This is a genomic window from Peptacetobacter hiranonis (assembly GCF_008151785.1).
In the GTDB taxonomy this organism is placed as follows: Bacteria; Bacillota; Clostridia; order Peptostreptococcales; family Peptostreptococcaceae; genus Peptacetobacter; species Peptacetobacter hiranonis.
Genome location: NZ_CP036523.1, coordinates 1,981,449 through 1,997,822, shown reverse-complemented (window position 1 = coordinate 1,997,822; position 16,374 = coordinate 1,981,449). Strand labels below are relative to the sequence as shown.

At 30.8% G+C, this 16,374-nt stretch carries 15 protein-coding genes; 13 read left to right on the top strand and 2 right to left on the bottom strand.

The window, feature by feature from the left end; translation table 11 throughout:
• Positions 1 to 13: 13 nt before the first annotated feature.
• Together KGNDJEFE_RS09350 and KGNDJEFE_RS09345 are read left to right on the top strand one after the other, a co-directional pair.
• Positions 14 to 376, top strand: coding sequence for a PTS glucitol/sorbitol transporter subunit IIA (locus KGNDJEFE_RS09350; RefSeq protein ID WP_006440859.1), 363 nt, complete (start codon positions 14 to 16; stop codon positions 374 to 376).
• A gap of 3 nt (positions 377 to 379) precedes the next feature.
• Positions 380 to 628, top strand: coding sequence for an HPr family phosphocarrier protein (locus tag KGNDJEFE_RS09345; protein ID WP_006440860.1), 249 nt, complete (start codon positions 380 to 382; stop codon positions 626 to 628).
• 181 nt (positions 629 to 809) lie between these two features.
• Here KGNDJEFE_RS09345 and KGNDJEFE_RS09340 read toward each other — a convergent pair whose 3' ends face one another.
• Positions 810 to 1,460, bottom strand: coding sequence for a hypothetical protein (locus KGNDJEFE_RS09340; RefSeq protein WP_040410669.1), 651 nt, complete (start codon positions 1,458 to 1,460; stop codon positions 810 to 812).
• A 120-nt stretch (positions 1,461 to 1,580) separates the two neighbouring features.
• Positions 1,581 to 1,646, bottom strand: a complete 66-nt coding sequence (locus KGNDJEFE_RS11990) for a sortase B protein-sorting domain-containing protein (RefSeq protein WP_408634609.1) — start codon at positions 1,644 to 1,646, stop codon at positions 1,581 to 1,583.
• A gap of 188 nt (positions 1,647 to 1,834) precedes the next feature.
• Here KGNDJEFE_RS11990 and scfB point away from each other — a divergent pair, with 188 nt between their 5' ends.
• From scfB to KGNDJEFE_RS09280, 11 genes are all read left to right on the top strand, one after another.
• Positions 1,835 to 3,217, top strand: a complete 1,383-nt coding sequence (scfB, locus tag KGNDJEFE_RS09330) for a thioether cross-link-forming SCIFF peptide maturase (protein WP_083780567.1) — start codon at positions 1,835 to 1,837, stop codon at positions 3,215 to 3,217.
• Positions 3,217 to 3,711, top strand: coding sequence for a gamma carbonic anhydrase family protein (locus tag KGNDJEFE_RS09325; RefSeq protein ID WP_006440863.1), 495 nt, complete (start codon positions 3,217 to 3,219; stop codon positions 3,709 to 3,711). The genes scfB and KGNDJEFE_RS09325 overlap by 1 nt, the downstream gene beginning before the upstream one ends.
• Positions 3,712 to 3,826: 115 nt before the next feature.
• Positions 3,827 to 5,497 carry an ABC1 kinase family protein gene (locus tag KGNDJEFE_RS09320; protein WP_040410670.1) on the top strand — a complete coding sequence of 557 codons (1,671 nt, stop codon included), beginning with the start codon at positions 3,827 to 3,829 and terminating at the stop codon, positions 5,495 to 5,497.
• Positions 5,498 to 5,512: 15 nt separating this feature from the next.
• The gene (gene recJ, locus KGNDJEFE_RS09315; protein ID WP_006440865.1) at positions 5,513 to 7,981 is read left to right on the top strand and encodes a single-stranded-DNA-specific exonuclease RecJ; all 2,469 of its coding nucleotides are present in this window, start codon (positions 5,513 to 5,515) and stop codon (positions 7,979 to 7,981) included.
• A gap of 17 nt (positions 7,982 to 7,998) precedes the next feature.
• Positions 7,999 to 8,511 (top strand): adenine phosphoribosyltransferase, encoded by a 513-nt coding sequence (locus tag KGNDJEFE_RS09310; RefSeq protein WP_006440866.1) that lies wholly within the window; start codon positions 7,999 to 8,001, stop codon positions 8,509 to 8,511.
• A 43-nt stretch (positions 8,512 to 8,554) separates the two neighbouring features.
• Positions 8,555 to 10,870: a RelA/SpoT family protein gene (locus KGNDJEFE_RS09305; RefSeq protein WP_006440867.1), complete on the top strand. Its 2,316-nt coding sequence runs from the start codon at positions 8,555 to 8,557 to the stop codon at positions 10,868 to 10,870.
• A 24-nt stretch (positions 10,871 to 10,894) separates the two neighbouring features.
• Positions 10,895 to 11,344, top strand: coding sequence for a D-aminoacyl-tRNA deacylase (dtd, locus tag KGNDJEFE_RS09300; protein ID WP_006440868.1), 450 nt, complete (start codon positions 10,895 to 10,897; stop codon positions 11,342 to 11,344).
• 12 nt (positions 11,345 to 11,356) lie between these two features.
• Entirely contained in the window at positions 11,357 to 11,992 is a 636-nt protein-coding gene (locus KGNDJEFE_RS09295; RefSeq protein WP_006440869.1) for an MBL fold metallo-hydrolase, read from the top strand.
• 66 nt (positions 11,993 to 12,058) lie between these two features.
• Positions 12,059 to 13,609, top strand: coding sequence for a coproporphyrinogen dehydrogenase HemZ (hemZ, locus tag KGNDJEFE_RS09290; RefSeq protein ID WP_040410671.1), 1,551 nt, complete (start codon positions 12,059 to 12,061; stop codon positions 13,607 to 13,609).
• Positions 13,599 to 14,861, top strand: coding sequence for a histidine--tRNA ligase (gene hisS, locus KGNDJEFE_RS09285; protein WP_006440871.1), 1,263 nt, complete (start codon positions 13,599 to 13,601; stop codon positions 14,859 to 14,861). Before hemZ ends, hisS begins: the two co-directional genes overlap by 11 nt.
• 354 nt (positions 14,862 to 15,215) lie before the next feature.
• Complete coding sequence (locus tag KGNDJEFE_RS09280) at positions 15,216 to 16,295, top strand: helix-turn-helix domain-containing protein (protein ID WP_006440872.1); 1,080 nt, start codon at positions 15,216 to 15,218, stop codon at positions 16,293 to 16,295.
• Positions 16,296 to 16,374 lie beyond the last annotated feature (79 nt).

Genomic DNA, 16,374 nt, shown 5'->3' with positions numbered 1-16,374 from the left:
AAAGGGGATAAAAATGAGCTTAGTATATGAAAATAAAATAATAGGTGCAGGAGATATGGTATCTGCATTCCAGGGAGAAAAAATGTTTATATTATTTGGTGATAATGCTCCAGATACATTAAAAGATTTTTGTTACACAATAGATATAAAAGATACAAATAAAGAGATAACTGTAGGTCAGATATTAGATATAGATGGAAATAAATTTGAAATAACAGCTGTAGGAAATGTAGCTGAAAAAAATCTTACTTCTTTAGGACATATGACAGTAGTTTTTGATGGAGCAAAAGAAGCTTCATTACCAGGAAGTATATATGTTGAAAATGCAGATATGCCAGAATTAAAAATAGGTACAATTATAAAAATAGAAGGATAATTTATGATAACTAAAGACATTGTAGTTAATACAATAGGTGGAATTCATGTTGGAATTGCAGTTAGGATAAAGACTATAATACAAAATAGAGAAGAACGAGTTTTTATAAAGTACAATTCAGAAGTTGTCAACTGTAAAAATGTATTAAAGGTTGTAGCCTTAAATATAATGCATGGTCAGATGATAACTTTAATGGTGGACGGAATCAATGAAGAAGAAGTACTAGAAAAAATAGAAAAAATAATAACATAAAATTGCAAAAATAAATAAACCTCTAAAAAGTGGCTATCAAAAGGATATCTAATAATAGATATTCACACGATAGTCACTTTTATTTTGAGATTATAAAAAAAGAAAAATAGCTGATATAGAAATATCAGCTATTTTAAACTTATAAGAGGTATGGTTTTGATTTATATTATAAATAATTGAACTAGGCTATATTGAAGTGAACTGCTAATGCAGAGTTTCTTTCTTCACGAGATAAAGTATGTCCTTTTCTCATTATTATAGAATAACGTTTTCCATCGATGAAGAATAATAGAACCTTTTCATCTCCAAAGTTAAATTCTCTATATCTATCAAATTTTGTATTTCCAAGTTCAAGAAGTTCTTTTGAACTTATGCTGCTGTAGTCAAGTTTGAAGCTCTTATCAGCTTTGAATATAACGCTAAGTGGAGTTTTAGCTTCTCCTTCTTCGTATAATTCATGTTTTTCAGCTATCATTGCATTCTGTTCGTCAGATAATGTAACAGGTATGAATTCACCATTTTCGTCTTTTACTAGACCACCATTTATATCCTGTTTGTATACTACATGAACATCAGCTTTAGGTACATCCATCATTTTTTCAAAGTGAACATACTGTCCAGCATTTTCTATGAAACCTTCGTTTCTTATTTCAAGGAATCCATCTATTTTTCCTAAGCAGAAAGTAGAAATAGAATCCTTAGCGAATTTATTATTGAATGGTAATATTGTAAGCATATCACCTTTATCTTCTAAAACTATTGAATAATCAAAAGCGTAAAAATCTTTATCTTCCATTCTTAAAAAATTGTACTGTATTATATTTCCTTTCAAAGTTGCCATCTCCTTTTAATTTAAGTTTGAGTATATAAGCAGTGAATATACTAAATGTGATACTCTTATTCCCGCCTACAAACTAATAATAACATAAAAATAATAAATGTGCTACAATAATTAATAAAAAAACAAAGATTTTTTGATAAAAAATAAAAAAGAAATGTTAAATAGTATGGCATAAATAATAATTACACATCATCTTGTATACAAAATATAAAAAAATTTGTAAAAAATAATTTTAAATATAAAATAAATACCAAATGATGACGCTATATTTCTGCTAATATTGAATTAAATTGTAAAGTTATGATATAATGAAGGATAGTTTAGGTCAAAAATCAAAAAAATTAATATAGATGGAGGAAAAATATATGAGTATGATACATAAATATTCAATGAATGGATACAACATAGTACTAGATGTTAATGGTGGATCTGTTCATGTTGTAGATGATGCTGCGTATAGAGTGTTAGATTTCTACAAAGAAAATACTAAAGAAGAGACAGTTGAATTATTAAAAGATGAATTTACTAAAGAGCAGGTTGAAGAAGCTTGGGATGAAATAGCTAACTTAGAAGAAGAAGGACTTCTTTATACAGAAGATAACTATCAGTTCCACCCAGCTTTTGTTCACAGAGAACCAGTAGTAAAAGCACTTTGTTTAAATGTTGCACACGATTGTAACTTAAAATGTAAATATTGCTTTGCTAAACAGGGGAACTTCGGTGGAAAACCTGAATTAATGAGCTTTGAAGTAGGTAAGAGAGCGTTAGATTTCCTAGTTGCTAATTCAGGAAGCAGAAGAAATCTTGATATAGACTTCTTCGGTGGAGAACCACTAATGAACTTTGAAGTTGTAAAACAGTTAGTAGAATACGGAAGAAGTATAGAAAAAGAACATGGTAAAAATATGAGATTTACTATAACTACTAATGGGCTATTATTAAATGATGAAATAATAGACTACATAAATGAAAATATGCACAATGTTGTACTTAGCTTAGACGGAAGAAAAGCAGTAAATGACAACATGAGAATGACTATAAACGACAAAGGAAGCTATGATGTAATAGTTCCTAAAATGCAGAAATTAGTAGAAAAAAGACCAAAAGATAAATATTACTACGTAAGAGGTACTTTCACTAGAGAAAACTTAGACTTCTCAAAAGATATACTTCACTTTAGAGATTTAGGATTTGAACTTACTTCTGTTGAGCCAGTTGTAGACGATGAATCAAATCCATTCGCATTAAGAAAAGAAGACTTACCACAGATATTTGATGAATATGAAAGATTTGCAGCTGAATTAGCTGATAGACAGTTAGCTGGAGATAAATTTAAATTCTTCCACTTTATGGTAGATTTAACACAGGGACCATGTGTAATAAAAAGAATAACTGGATGTGGTGCAGGTAATGAATACCTATCAATAACTCCAAATGGAGATATATACCCATGTCATCAGTTCGTTGGACAGGAAGAATATATAATGGGTAATATAATGGATGAAAAAATAGAATTCCCAGAAGATCTTCAGAAAATGTTCAGAGATGCTCACGTATATAATAAAGAAGAATGTAAAAAATGTTGGAATAAATTCTACTGTTCAGGTGGATGTCATGCAAATGCATTAAACTTCAATGGAGATATAAACAAACCATATGATTTAGGTTGTGAAATGCAGAGAAAACGTACTGAATGTGCAATAATGATACAGGCTAAATTAATGATGGAAGGTCAGGATAACGAATAATGATAAAATCATTTTGCGGTATAGAACCACAGATAGAAGAATCTGTATATGTATCAGAGTCTGCTGATATTATAGGAAAAGTAAAAATAGGTAAAAACTCTAGTGTCTGGTATAATGCTGTTGTTAGAGGTGATGATGAAGAAATAATCATCGGAGAAAACACTAATATACAGGATGGCTCAGTACTACATGGAGAAGAAAAAACTATAATAGGAAATAATGTAACAGTTGGACATAGAGCAATTGTTCATGGTGCTAAAATAGGAGATAATTCTTTAATAGGAATGGGAGCTATAGTTTTAGACGGTGCAGAAATAGGTGAGCATTGTTTAGTTGGAGCAGGAGCATTAGTTACATCAAATAAGAAGTTTGAAGATGGTATGCTTATAATAGGATCACCTGCAAAAGCAATAAGACCATTAACTGATGAAGAAAAGAAAAATTTAGAAAAAAGTGCAGATTTATATGTAAAAACTGCAGAAGAACATAAATAAATAGATTTTATAGAGATGGGAAAATTAACCCATCTCTTTTTTTTATTTATTTGTGCGAGAGAATGATAATGTATGATAAAATAAAATTAAATATATAAAGATGGGCGGTGAAATAATGCGAATAAGTTATAGACATATAAAAAGATATAAAGAAATTGCCCAGGTTATGGTTAAATACGGTTTTAGTTTTATAATAGAGAGAATAAATAAAGAAGGATCTGGAAGCAAGATAGATGTATCATCTTCAGAACCTAAAGATGATATAAAAAATATGACATCTGGCCAAAGGTTAAGATTAGCACTTCAAGAACTAGGTCCTACGTATATAAAAATGGGACAGATTCTTAGTACAAGACGGGACCTTTTAGATCAAGATATGATAGATGAGCTTGTTAAGCTTAGAGATGATGTTGAAACATTTGATACCGATGTAGCTATGGCAATAATAGAAGAAGAAACTGGAAGAAATATAGAAGAAATATTCTCAGAGTTTGATAAAGAGCCTATAGCAGCTGCATCTATTGGACAGGTATACAATGCAGTTTTAAAAGATGGAGAAAAAGTTGTAATAAAAGTACAGCGTCCGGATATAGAGGAAACTATAAAATCTGACTTAGAGATATTAAAGAGAGTATCTGGATCTATTCAGGATATTATAAAAGATTACAATATAGATATGAAAGAGATGCTAGAGGAGCTGTCTAGCCAGTTATTAAGAGAATTAGATTATAATTTCGAAGCTGTAAATGCTGTAAAAATGAAGAGAATTTTCCAAAATAGCGATGAGGTATATATTCCAGAGATTCATATGGAATATACTACTAAAAGAGTTCTTATAATGGAAAGAATAGAAGGAATAAAATTAAGTGATATAGACTTAATTAGAGAAAAAGGTTGGGACACTAAAAAAATAGCGCACATAGGAGTTAAAGCTTTTTTAAGACAGGTATTCGATTTTGGATTCTTCCATGCAGACCAACATCCTGGAAATATATTTGTGCTTAGTGAATCTCAAATAGCATATATAGATTTTGGTATGATTGGTATGGTAGACAATAGAACTCTTAATTTCCTAAATAAATTTGCACTTGCAGCATCAGAGAAGAATGTAGATAAGATAGTTAGAGTTCTTACTGAAATAGATGCAATAGGTGAAGAAACTGATATAGAGGGATTCAAGGGTGAAATGCTGTATATGATACACTATTATTACGATATACCGCTTGAAAGAATAAGCATAGGAACAGTATTAAATGAGATTTTTAGATTCTTTAGAAAGTATAAAATAACTATGCCACCACAGTTGATAACTTTAGCTAAGACAATAATTACATTAGAGGGAACAGCGAGAACATTGGATCCTGAATTTTCTGCTAGAGAAATTAGTAGGGCATTTATAAAGAATTACTACAAGAGCAAAATAAATCCTAAAAACATCGTAATGGAAACAAGAGGAAATATAGAGGATATATTATTAGATTTAAAAAATCTTCCAAAACAGATAAAGAATGTTCTTAGAATAGTAGAAAAAAATAATGTAAAAATATCTGTTGAAGAAGTTAAAATGACTAGAATAGAGGACTGTATAAAAGAACTAACAACACAGATGACAATGGCTTTAGTACTTGCATCCATAATAGTTGGATCATCACTTATTATTGCATCTCCTAATATAGAGAGAAATATGGGGATAAAATATATGGCGATTGCAGGATTTTTCATATCATTTATAATAGGGCTTATTTTAGTTATAGAAATTGTAAAAGTTAAAATAAAGAAGAGGTAGAATTGGAGGGATTATATGAAAAAGTGGACTCTAATACATAGAGGAAAACCAGACGTTACAGATGAAACAGAAAAGTTTAAACTTTCTCCAGAGATATCTCAAATTCTTGAAAATAGAAACATAAATTCTGAGGAGGAGATAAAATTATTTACAAATCCATCCTTAGATTACTTGAGAGACCCATTTTTAATGAAGGATATGGGAAAGGCAGCAGAGCGTATAAAAAAGGCAATAGAGTTAAATGAGAGAGTTTGGATATATGGAGATTATGATGTTGACGGTGTTTCGTCGACGTCGGTGCTACTTACGTACTTTAGGTCTATAAATTTTGATGTTAAGTATTATATACCAAATAGACTAGAAGAAGGATATGGAATAAATAAAGAGGCTATAGAATATATAAATTCTGAAGGGTGCGATTTAATTATAAGCGTCGACTGCGGAATAACATCAGTAGATGAGGTTGAATATGCAAATGAACTTGGTATAGAAATGATTATCACAGACCACCATGAATGTCAAAGTGAAATCCCAAATGCATATGCAGTTGTAAATCCAAAGCAAGATGATTGTAATTATCCTTTTGATATGCTTTGTGGATGTGGAATAGCATTTAAACTAGTACAGGCACTTACTCCACCAGAAGTATTCAAAACAACAGTTTATGATTATATAGAAATAGCTACACTAGCCACTATATGTGACATAGTTCCTTTGGTAGATGAAAATAGAATAATTGTGAAAAATGGTCTAAAAGCTATGAAGAATGGGCATAATTTAGGTCTTTCAGAACTTATAAATGTATGTGGAGTAGATAAAGAAAAAATAGGTTCTTCTCATATAGGATTTACAATAGGACCGAGAATAAATGCAGCAGGAAGACTAGGTTTTTCTGATTTAGGTGTAGAACTATTCACAGCTACAGATAAGGATACTGCACATGAAATAGCATTGGCATTAGATGAAAAAAATAATGATAGACAAATGATAGAGATGAAAATTCATCACGAGGCAGAAACAATTATAAAAAATGATCCATCATATGAAGATGATAAGGTTATAGTTTTAGCACATGAAGGTTGGCAGCATGGTGTTATAGGAATAGTAGCATCTAAGCTAACAGAAAAATACTACAAACCTACAATACTTATGTGTATAGAAGATGGTGAGGCAACAGGTTCTGCTAGATCTATAAAAGGATTTAGTATATTTGATGCCCTAACAGAATGTGCTGATATACTTACAAAATTTGGTGGACATGAACAGGCGGCGGGGCTTAGTATAAGTGCAGATAAAGTACCAGAGCTTAGAAGAAGAATAAATGAATCAGCTGATATAAATCTTACAGAAGAAGATATGATAGAAGAAATCAAAGTAGAGTACGAATTAGATGAAAAATCAGCTAACTTTGATTTAATTGAAGAACTTAGAAAACTTGAGCCGTTTGGTATGAGCAATCCAACACCAAAGTTTATTTTAAGAGATTGTATACTTAGAGATATGAGATTCATGGGACAAAATAAACAGCATATAAAACTAGAAATAGAAAAGGAAAGTGTATTTGAATGCGTCGGATTTAATGCAGCTCATTTAATAGATGGTTTAAAAAATGGAGATAGAATAGATGTATTATTCCAATTAGATGAAAATACGTTTATGGGAAAAAGAAAATTGCAGTTCTTAGTTAAAGACCTGAGACTTGCTTATCCAAAATCGGCTACGACAAATATGGATGCTGTTAAACTTATGAACGAATTAATTCCTGATAATGAAAATAGTATGTACAATGTAGAAAGTTTAGAAGGTAGTGGATTAGGACATATAGATATAGAGGGAAAAAGAGTAGAAAACATATTTGATTTTATCAAAGACGATACACTTGTAATAGCAAACTCTATAAATGGATTTTTCAGAGCAAAATCAGATTTAACACTTTTAGAAGAAGATATAGAAATATATTTTAAAGAAATAGATGAAAATGACAAAAAGCATTCAAAAATACATCTGATATTCTCGCCTAATATTGATAAAATAGACGTAAAAAGATATAATAATATTATTCTTTATGATTATCTGTATACTAGGGATGACTATGTCAATCTATACTCTAAAGTGGAAAATAAATGTGAAATAATAAAAAATTACAATGAAATTGATAAAATTTATATTAAGAGCATAATGGAAAACATAGTACCAACTAGAAATGAATTTGTAAATATTTATAGATATGTAACAAAAAATAGGGGAATTAAAGTTAGAATGGACGACACGATGAATATATTCAAAATGATTCCTTTAAAGCTATTTGCAATTATCAAGATTTTTAAAGAGCTTGGGCTATTTGATGTGGCAATAGATGAGCGTGACTTTGTAAATGTTGAAATGCTACCAAAACCAGATAGTAAGCTTGATTTAAATAGAAGTAAAATTTTAATAAACCTAAATCAAATTAGAGAAAAAGCAAAAGAAATTTATAATGTTTAAGTATTGGAGGAAAAAAGATGAACTTAGAATCTAAAATAAGAAATATACAGGACTTCCCAAAACCAGGTATAGGATTTAAAGACATAACAACTCTATTAAAAGATGGAGAAGCTTTTAAAGAAGCTGTAGATAGAATAGTTGAAAATTTAAAAGATAAAGATATCGATTATGTAGTTGGACCTGAAGCTAGAGGATTTTTATTAGGAGCTCCTGTAGCTTATGCTTTAGGTGTAGGATTTGTACCTATAAGAAAACCAGGTAAATTACCTGCAGAAGTGGTTAGCTTTGAATATGATCTAGAATATGGAACAGATAAAATAGAAATGCATAAAGACTCAATAGAAGAAGGAAAAAAAGTAGCTATAATAGATGACTTACTAGCTACTGGAGGAACTGTTGAAGCAGCTACTAAATTAATAGAAAGTTTAGGTGGAGAAATAGCTTCTATTCAGTTCTTAATAGAGCTTGAGTTCTTAAATGGTAGAGATAAACTAAAAGTATATGATGTTGAATCAATAATAAAATACTAATCAATAGATTAGCCATACAGATGGAACGGAATAAGGTGGTTTTATGCAGGGAAAAAAGAAATTAGAAGGCATAAAGTTAAAAGATGCCGAAAGAAATGAAAGAACGTTAGAAGTTCTCGCCGATACTTCTGTTGAATCAGATAAAGAGCTTATTGAAATACTAGACAAAGTAAAATCATATGCTCCAAATGGTGATTTAGACACAATAATGAAAGCATATAAATTAGCTAAATATGCGCATAGAGATCAAAAGAGAAAATCGGGAGAACCATACTTTATACATCCACTAGCTGTTGCAAATATAATATGCGATATGCAGCTAGATATAGAAACAGTATCAGGAGGTCTATTACACGATGTTGTTGAAGATACTGAGTATACATATGAGGATATAGAAAGTATTTTTAATAAAGAAATAGCGGATCTTGTAGACGGTGTTACAAAGCTTGGTAAAATAAAATACCGCTCAAAGGAAGAAACACAGTCTGAAAACTTGAGAAAAATGTTCTTGGCTATGGCTAAAGATATAAGGGTTATACTTATAAAATTAGCCGATAGACTTCACAATATGAGAACTCTTAACTACATGGATCCAGAAAAAGCAAAATATAAGGCTACAGAAACACTAGAAATATATGGTGGAATAGCTCATAGACTTGGTATATCTAAGATAAAATGGGAGCTTGAAGACTTAGCTTTAAGATATATAGATCACGATGGATATTATGAATTAGTTGAAAAAGTATCTATGAAGAGAAGTCAGAGAGAAGAAAATATAGCAAAAATAGTAAACTGTTTACAGGAAAAATTTGCTGAAATGGAAATACCATGTGATGTTTATGGTAGACCAAAACATTTCTATAGTATCTATAGAAAAATGAAAAATAAAAACAAATCATTCGAGGAAATATTTGACCTTACAGCAGTCAGAGTTTTAGTAGATACAGTTAAGGATTGTTATGCTGTGTTAGGTGTTGTACATACATTATGGAAGCCAATACCAGGTAGATTTAAGGACTACATAGCTATGCCAAAACCTAATATGTATCAGTCACTTCACACTACAGTTGTTGGACCAGATGGTGAGCCATTAGAAATTCAGATAAGAACGCATGAAATGCACAATATAGCAGAATACGGTATAGCTGCACACTGGAAATATAAAGAAGGTATCTCTAACTCTAAAGAAGATAAAATCGAAGAAAAACTTCAGTGGTTAAGACAGATGATGGAATGGGAAAAAGATTTAAAAGATCCTCATGAATTCCTAGATGCCTTAAAAGAAGATGTTTTCTCAAGCCAGGTATATGTATTTACTCCTCAGGGAGATGTTATAGAATTGCCTGCTGAATCAACACCAATAGACTTTGCATATAGAGTACATACTAATATAGGTAATAAATGTGTTGGTGCAAAAGTAGACGGTAGAATGGTTACATTAGATTATAAATTACAGAATGGTAATATAGTTGAAATACTTACTTCTTCAAACTCTCCTGGACCAAGTAGAGACTGGTTAGGTATAGTAAAAACTCCAAACGCAAAGAGTAGAATAAGACAGTTCTTCAAAAAAGAGAGAAGAGAAGAAAATATTGAACGTGGTAATGCAATACTTGAAAGAGAATTTAAGAAACATGGATTACCTACTACAAAAGATTCTGTAATAGATAAAAATATGCTTATAATAGCTAAAAAATTCAACCAACCAAATGTTGAGGACTTAATTGCTACAGTTGGATATGGTGGAATAATGGCATCTCAGGTTGTTACAAAGCTTAAAGAGCTTTACACAAGAGAAATAAGACAGGCTATGAAAGAAAAGAAAGCTAGCATTTCTGAAGATATAGAAAAACACAACATAAGTGATGCAGAATACAGCAAGAAGAGAAAGAAAACTCCTTCACAGGGAATAATAGTTGAAGGACTTGACAATATCTTAGTAAGATTTGCTAAGTGCTGTAATCCACTTCCTGGCGATGAAATAGTTGGATATATAACTAAAGGAAGAGGAGTTGCTGTTCATAGAGCAGACTGTGTCAATGTAAATCCAGATGACGAATTCTTTAAAAAGAGAATGATAAAAGTATCTTGGGATGGAGCTGGAAAAGATAGCAATAGTACATTTGAAGCAGAAATTCAGATAAAAGTTGTAGATAGAAGAGGAATTGTAAACGAAATAACTCATATCGTAGCAAATGAAAAAATAGGTTTAAATGGAATAAATGCTAGAAAAGGAAAAGACTCTGAAGTTACTATAAATCTTTTAGTCGAAGTAGATGGAACAGAACAGCTTGATTATATAATGAATAAGATAAAATCAGTTCCAGGAGTAGAAAGAATTTATAGAATGACAAATTAACATATAAATGAGGAGAATTTTAGGATGAGAGCTGTTGTACAGAGAGTATCTCGCTCTGAGGTTACAGTTGATGGGAGAACAACAGGAAAGATAAACAAAGGTCTTCTTGTTTTATTAGGTGTAACACATGGAGATACTTCAAAAGATGTAGATTATATAGTTGATAAAACTATCAATCTTAGAATATTTGAAGATGAAAATGACAAAATGAATTTATCTCTAAAAGATATAGGCGGTGAAATGCTTGCTGTTTCTCAGTTTACTCTTTACGGTGACTGTAGAAAAGGACGTAGACCAAGTTTTACAAATGCTGCTGCACCAGAAGAAGCAGATAAACTTTATCAGGAATTTGTAAAAAAAGTTTCAGAACAGGGAATAAATACTGAAACAGGAGAATTCGGAGCACACATGATGGTCGATTTAGTAAATGATGGACCAGTAACTATACTTTTAGAATCAAATAAATCTTTTTAGGAGGATAAAATAGTGGAAATTAAAAGAATTGACGATTTTTATACATCAACAAACGTATACATACTATCAGATGATGAAACTAAAGAGGCTGCAGTAGTGGATCCAGGTGGAAGTCCAAATGAAGTAATAGAATACTTAAAAGAAGAAGGATTAGATTTAAAATATGTGATCCTAACTCATGGACACGCAGATCATATAGGATATGTTAAAGATATATTAGCATATAAAAAAGTGCCAGTTGTAGCTCATAAAGATGAAAAAGAAATGTTAAATGATGCAAGTTACAATTTAAGTAATATGATGAGATGTGGAAAAACTGAATTTGATGCAGATATATATGTAGATGATAGAGATAGCCTATACTTAGGTAAAACAAAACTTTTATTCATACACACTCCAGGACATACTGAAGGTGGTATGTGTATAAGAACAGAAAACAATCTTATAACAGGAGATACTCTATTCAAAGGAAGCATGGGAAGATGTGACCTTAGAGGTGGGGATGAAAGAAAAATGAAAAAATCTCTTAATAAGATAAAAAAATTCGAAAATGAAGTAGCTGTTTATCCTGGTCATGGAGAACCTTCTGTACTTGGACACGAAAAACAAAATAATCCTTATCTTTCAACTAGATACATTGGAGAATAAAAATAAAAACACTATGCGAGGGCTTTTGCCTTTGCATAGTGAATTATTATGTATAAGGAGAAAAAAATGCTAAAAGTAGTGTTAAAAGGGCATGACTATGAATACGAGGTTTCAGAACTTATAAAATTATTCACATCAGAGTTTGAATATGTTGAAGAATTACAGAATTCTGAAGAAAAATTTTTAGTCAATAGCATAGAAATAAATGGAAAAAAAGTAATATCAAAAACAGAAGTTTACGAAAATGGAAGTATAATCGGTGAATTTACAGAACAGAAAGAATTTGAAAAAGATTACTCTGAGCTAGTAAATAATTCTAATAATTATGCTGAATTCGTGGAAAAGTTAGAAAGAGAAGATTCTCTAGCTGTAAAAAAAGCAGCTAGATGGAGCATAAAAAAAAGTATGTTCCAGGCATTAAAACAAATTATGCCAGATAGCTATGTGCCATGGGGCGATTTAACAGGTATAAAACCGGTTAAAATAGTTCACAATCTAATATCTGATGGAATGGATGATGAAGAGGTTTTAAATTATTTAAAAGAAGAGCATTTTATAACAGATGAAAAAGCTGAATTAGCACTAGACATAGCTAAAAGAGAAAGAGGATTTATTTATCCATTAAGCGATAAAAAAATATCTCTTTATGTAAGTATTCCTTTCTGCCCAACTAGATGTTATTACTGTTCATTCCCATCTAACTCAATTCAGAAGTATGGAAACCTTAGAAGAAAATATGTTGAAAGACTTTTAGATGAGGCTAGAGGAACCGCAGAAATAATAAAAAATAGAGGTTGGAAAATAGAAACATTCTACATAGGTGGAGGAACACCTACAGCTTTAGACGCAGAAGATATGGATTATATGATAGAAAATCTATTTGAAATCTTTGACTTCAGTAAAATAAAAGAATTTACTGTTGAAGCTGGCAGACCTGATACTATTACAGAAGAAAAATTAAGAGTACTTAAAAAACATGGAGTAAATAGAATAAGTATAAACCCACAGACTATGAATGATTCTACACTAGAAAAAATAGGTAGAAAACATAGCGTGGAAGATATAAAAACTTGCTTCAAAATGGCTAGAGAGCTAGGATTTGATAATATAAATATGGATATAATCTTAGGTCTTGTCGATGAAGATGCAGAAATGGTTAAAAATACATTGGAAGAAATTAAAAAATTATCTCCAGAAAGTTTAACTGTTCATACACTAGCAATAAAAAGAGCATCTAAACTAAATATGGATATGGATTCTTATAAAGAAAGTCTTACTCAGTACAAAGAAATGATCAAAATGATAGATATTTCTATGGAAGCAGCTAAGGAAATGAACTTAAACCCATACTATATGTATAGACAGAAAATGATGCTAGGGAACTTAGAAAACGTAGGATACGCTAAAGAAGGATATGAATGCATCTATAATATGCAGATGATGGAAGAAAAACAGACTAATATAGCTATAGGAGCTGGAGCTGTTTCTAAATTTGTATACTTAGATGAAAATAGAATTGAAAGAGTAGACGACGTTAAAAACCTTGAAATATACCTTGATAGGGTTGAGGATATGATTGAAAAGAAAAAAAGGGAGGTAGAAAAAAATGCTAACTAAAGCACCAAGAGGAACAAAAGATATAACTCCTAAAGACTCGTACAAATGGAATTATCTTGAAAATAAATTTAGAGAAATATGTGCACTTTACGGATATCAGGAAATGAGAACTCCTATATTTGAGCACACAGAACTATTCCAGAGAGGTGTAGGTGATACCACAGATATAGTTCAGAAAGAAATGTACTCATTTAAAGATAAAGGAGATAGAGAAATAACTCTAAAACCAGAAGGAACAGCTGGTGCAGTAAGAGCATTTATAGAAAATAAACTATATGCTGATACTCAGCCAACTAAAATGTTCTACATAACTCCTTGCTTCAGATATGAAAGACCACAGGCTGGTAGACAGAGACAGTTCCATCAGTTTGGTATAGAAGCTATAGGAAGTGATAGCCCATCAATGGATGCTGAAGCTATATCATTAGCAATGCAGTTCTTCAGAGAATTAGGATTAAAAGACTTAAAAGTTAGCTTAAACTCTGTTGGATGCCCAGTTTGTAGAAAAGAATACGATAAAAAACTAAGAGAATACTTAGATTCAAAATCAGAAGTTCTTTGCGATATGTGCAACGAAAGAAAAGAAAAAAATCCTATGAGAGTTATAGACTGTAAAAACCCTCAGTGTAAAGAGGCTATAACAGACATACCTTATATGATAGATAATCTTTGTGATGACTGTAAGGCTCATTTTGCAGAACTTGAAGAATATCTAAAAGAAATGGAAATACCTTACGAAATAGATAAAACTATAGTTAGAGGATTAGACTACTACAAGAGAACAGCATTTGAAATAATAGCTGAAAACATAGGTGCTCAGAGCACAGTTTGTGGTGGTGGTAGATACGACGGACTAGTTGAGCAGCTAGGTGGACCTAAAGGAACTAGTGGAATAGGATTTGCACTTGGAGCAGAAAGATTACTTCTTACTCTTGAAGATGCAGGAATAGAAATAGAAAATCCTCAGTCTACAGATATATTCATAGTTACTATAGGTGATGAAGCTAAAAAGAAAAGTTTCGGTCTTTTAAAAGAATTAAGAGATAATCACATAAGTGCTGATAAAGATCACTTATCAAGAAGTGTTAAAGCTCAGTTTAAATACTCTGATAAGATAAATGCTAAGTTTACAATAGTTATAGGTGATGATGAACTTAAAAACAATGAAGCATCACTTAAAAACATGGCTACATCAGAACAGCACACTGTAAAACTTAGTGAACTAGTAAAAGAATTAAAAGAAAGATTATAAAATAAAAGGGAACAGTATTGTAACTGTCATCAGCTCCAGGCTAAGACGCAATTGGATAAAGCTTTTTGTTTTAAGCTTTAGTTGTGCGTCCACGCATTGTCGCAAGCTGACAGTTATCAATACTGTTCTTTTTTTATTTTTGAAAGTAACAAGAATAGTAAAATGATTAAAACAAAATAAATCTATTTAAGAAAAAATAAAATATAAATGTTGAAATTTCAACGATGCAACTAGTAGTTGACAAATTTGTTAGTGTAGTTGGTAGTATGATTTTAAGAATTTTGGTAAGATAAGACCATAGAAATAGATATCTAAAGGGAACGATATATCGACCTAGTTAAAAGAGGTGGGAAGATGACATTATCAGAAAAAATAATGAATTTAAGAAAAAAGAATGGATGGTCACAAGAGGAACTAGCAGAGAGATTAGATATATCTAGACAATCTGTATCAAAATGGGAAAGTGGGGAATCTGTACCAACACTTGAAAAATTAATAAGAATTAGTGAAATATTTGAAGTATCTACAGACTATCTTTTGAAAGACGATTTTAAAGAGGAAAAGTTTGATAGGAATAAAAGCTCAATTTATATGAATAAAATTGAGGAAAGTTCATATATAAATAATAGAAATATATCATCAGATATAGCTATAGATAGAATTATCGGTGAAGAAAAAGCTAATGAGAATGTGATAAAAAGAAGAAAGACTAGTTTTGAAGAGGTTTCAAATTATATTGAACTAGCCGAAATTACTGCAAAAAAATTTGCTAGAGCTGTTATGTTTTGTATTTTATCACCAGTAATGTTGGTACTTTTGGCTGGATTTGCAGAGCAACATAAAATTCCATTAAAAGAAGAGCATGCAGCTATGATTGGCCTAATAATACTTTTAATTATGGTTGCTAGTGCGGTATCAGTATTTATAAAATATGGAATGAAAATGGATAAATTTAAATATATGGATAGACCGATAGAAGTAGATTCAAGTTCTTTAAGATTTGTAGAAGAAAAGAATGATAGTTTTGAAGGAAAGTTGCAACAGAGTATGGCTTTTGGAGTAGCTTTATTCATAATAGGAGCAATTCCTCTTATTGCAGCAGGAGCATTAGAAGCAGAAGAATATATAATGGTAATTTGTGTAGCATTGCTTTTAGTACTGATTTCAATAGGTGTTAATATGATAGTTAAAGCTATGATGCTAAGAGAAGGATATGAAAAAGTACTACAAATTGGCGAGTATACATTAGAAGAAAAAGAAAATTCTAGAAAAAATGAGCATTTAGATACAATATATTGGTGCACAATAGCAACTATATATTTAGCATATAGTTTCTACACATTTAACTGGCATATAAGTTGGGTAATTTGGCCTTGTGCAGGTGTGTTCTATGCTGTAGTAGAAGCTATAACAAAAGTGGTAAGAAAAGTATAAATATAAAAAAAGGATGTTCTCAAAGTAAAATGGAACCTATAGAATGGACACTTGTAAAAAGGTGTTTCATCTATAGGTT

Coding starts and splice junctions, on each gene's coding strand:
- KGNDJEFE_RS09350 (WP_006440859.1), top strand. CDS start 14: ATGAGCTTAGTATATGAAAATAAAATAATAGGTGCAGGAGATATGGTA.
- KGNDJEFE_RS09345 (WP_006440860.1), top strand. CDS start 380: ATGATAACTAAAGACATTGTAGTTAATACAATAGGTGGAATTCATGTT.
- scfB (WP_083780567.1), top strand. CDS start 1,835: ATGAGTATGATACATAAATATTCAATGAATGGATACAACATAGTACTA.
- KGNDJEFE_RS09325 (WP_006440863.1), top strand. CDS start 3,217: ATGATAAAATCATTTTGCGGTATAGAACCACAGATAGAAGAATCTGTA.
- KGNDJEFE_RS09320 (WP_040410670.1), top strand. CDS start 3,827: ATGCGAATAAGTTATAGACATATAAAAAGATATAAAGAAATTGCCCAG.
- recJ (WP_006440865.1), top strand. CDS start 5,513: ATGAAAAAGTGGACTCTAATACATAGAGGAAAACCAGACGTTACAGAT.
- KGNDJEFE_RS09310 (WP_006440866.1), top strand. CDS start 7,999: ATGAACTTAGAATCTAAAATAAGAAATATACAGGACTTCCCAAAACCA.
- KGNDJEFE_RS09305 (WP_006440867.1), top strand. CDS start 8,555: ATGCAGGGAAAAAAGAAATTAGAAGGCATAAAGTTAAAAGATGCCGAA.
- dtd (WP_006440868.1), top strand. CDS start 10,895: ATGAGAGCTGTTGTACAGAGAGTATCTCGCTCTGAGGTTACAGTTGAT.
- hemZ (WP_040410671.1), top strand. CDS start 12,059: ATGCTAAAAGTAGTGTTAAAAGGGCATGACTATGAATACGAGGTTTCA.
- hisS (WP_006440871.1), top strand. CDS start 13,599: ATGCTAACTAAAGCACCAAGAGGAACAAAAGATATAACTCCTAAAGAC.
- KGNDJEFE_RS09280 (WP_006440872.1), top strand. CDS start 15,216: ATGACATTATCAGAAAAAATAATGAATTTAAGAAAAAAGAATGGATGG.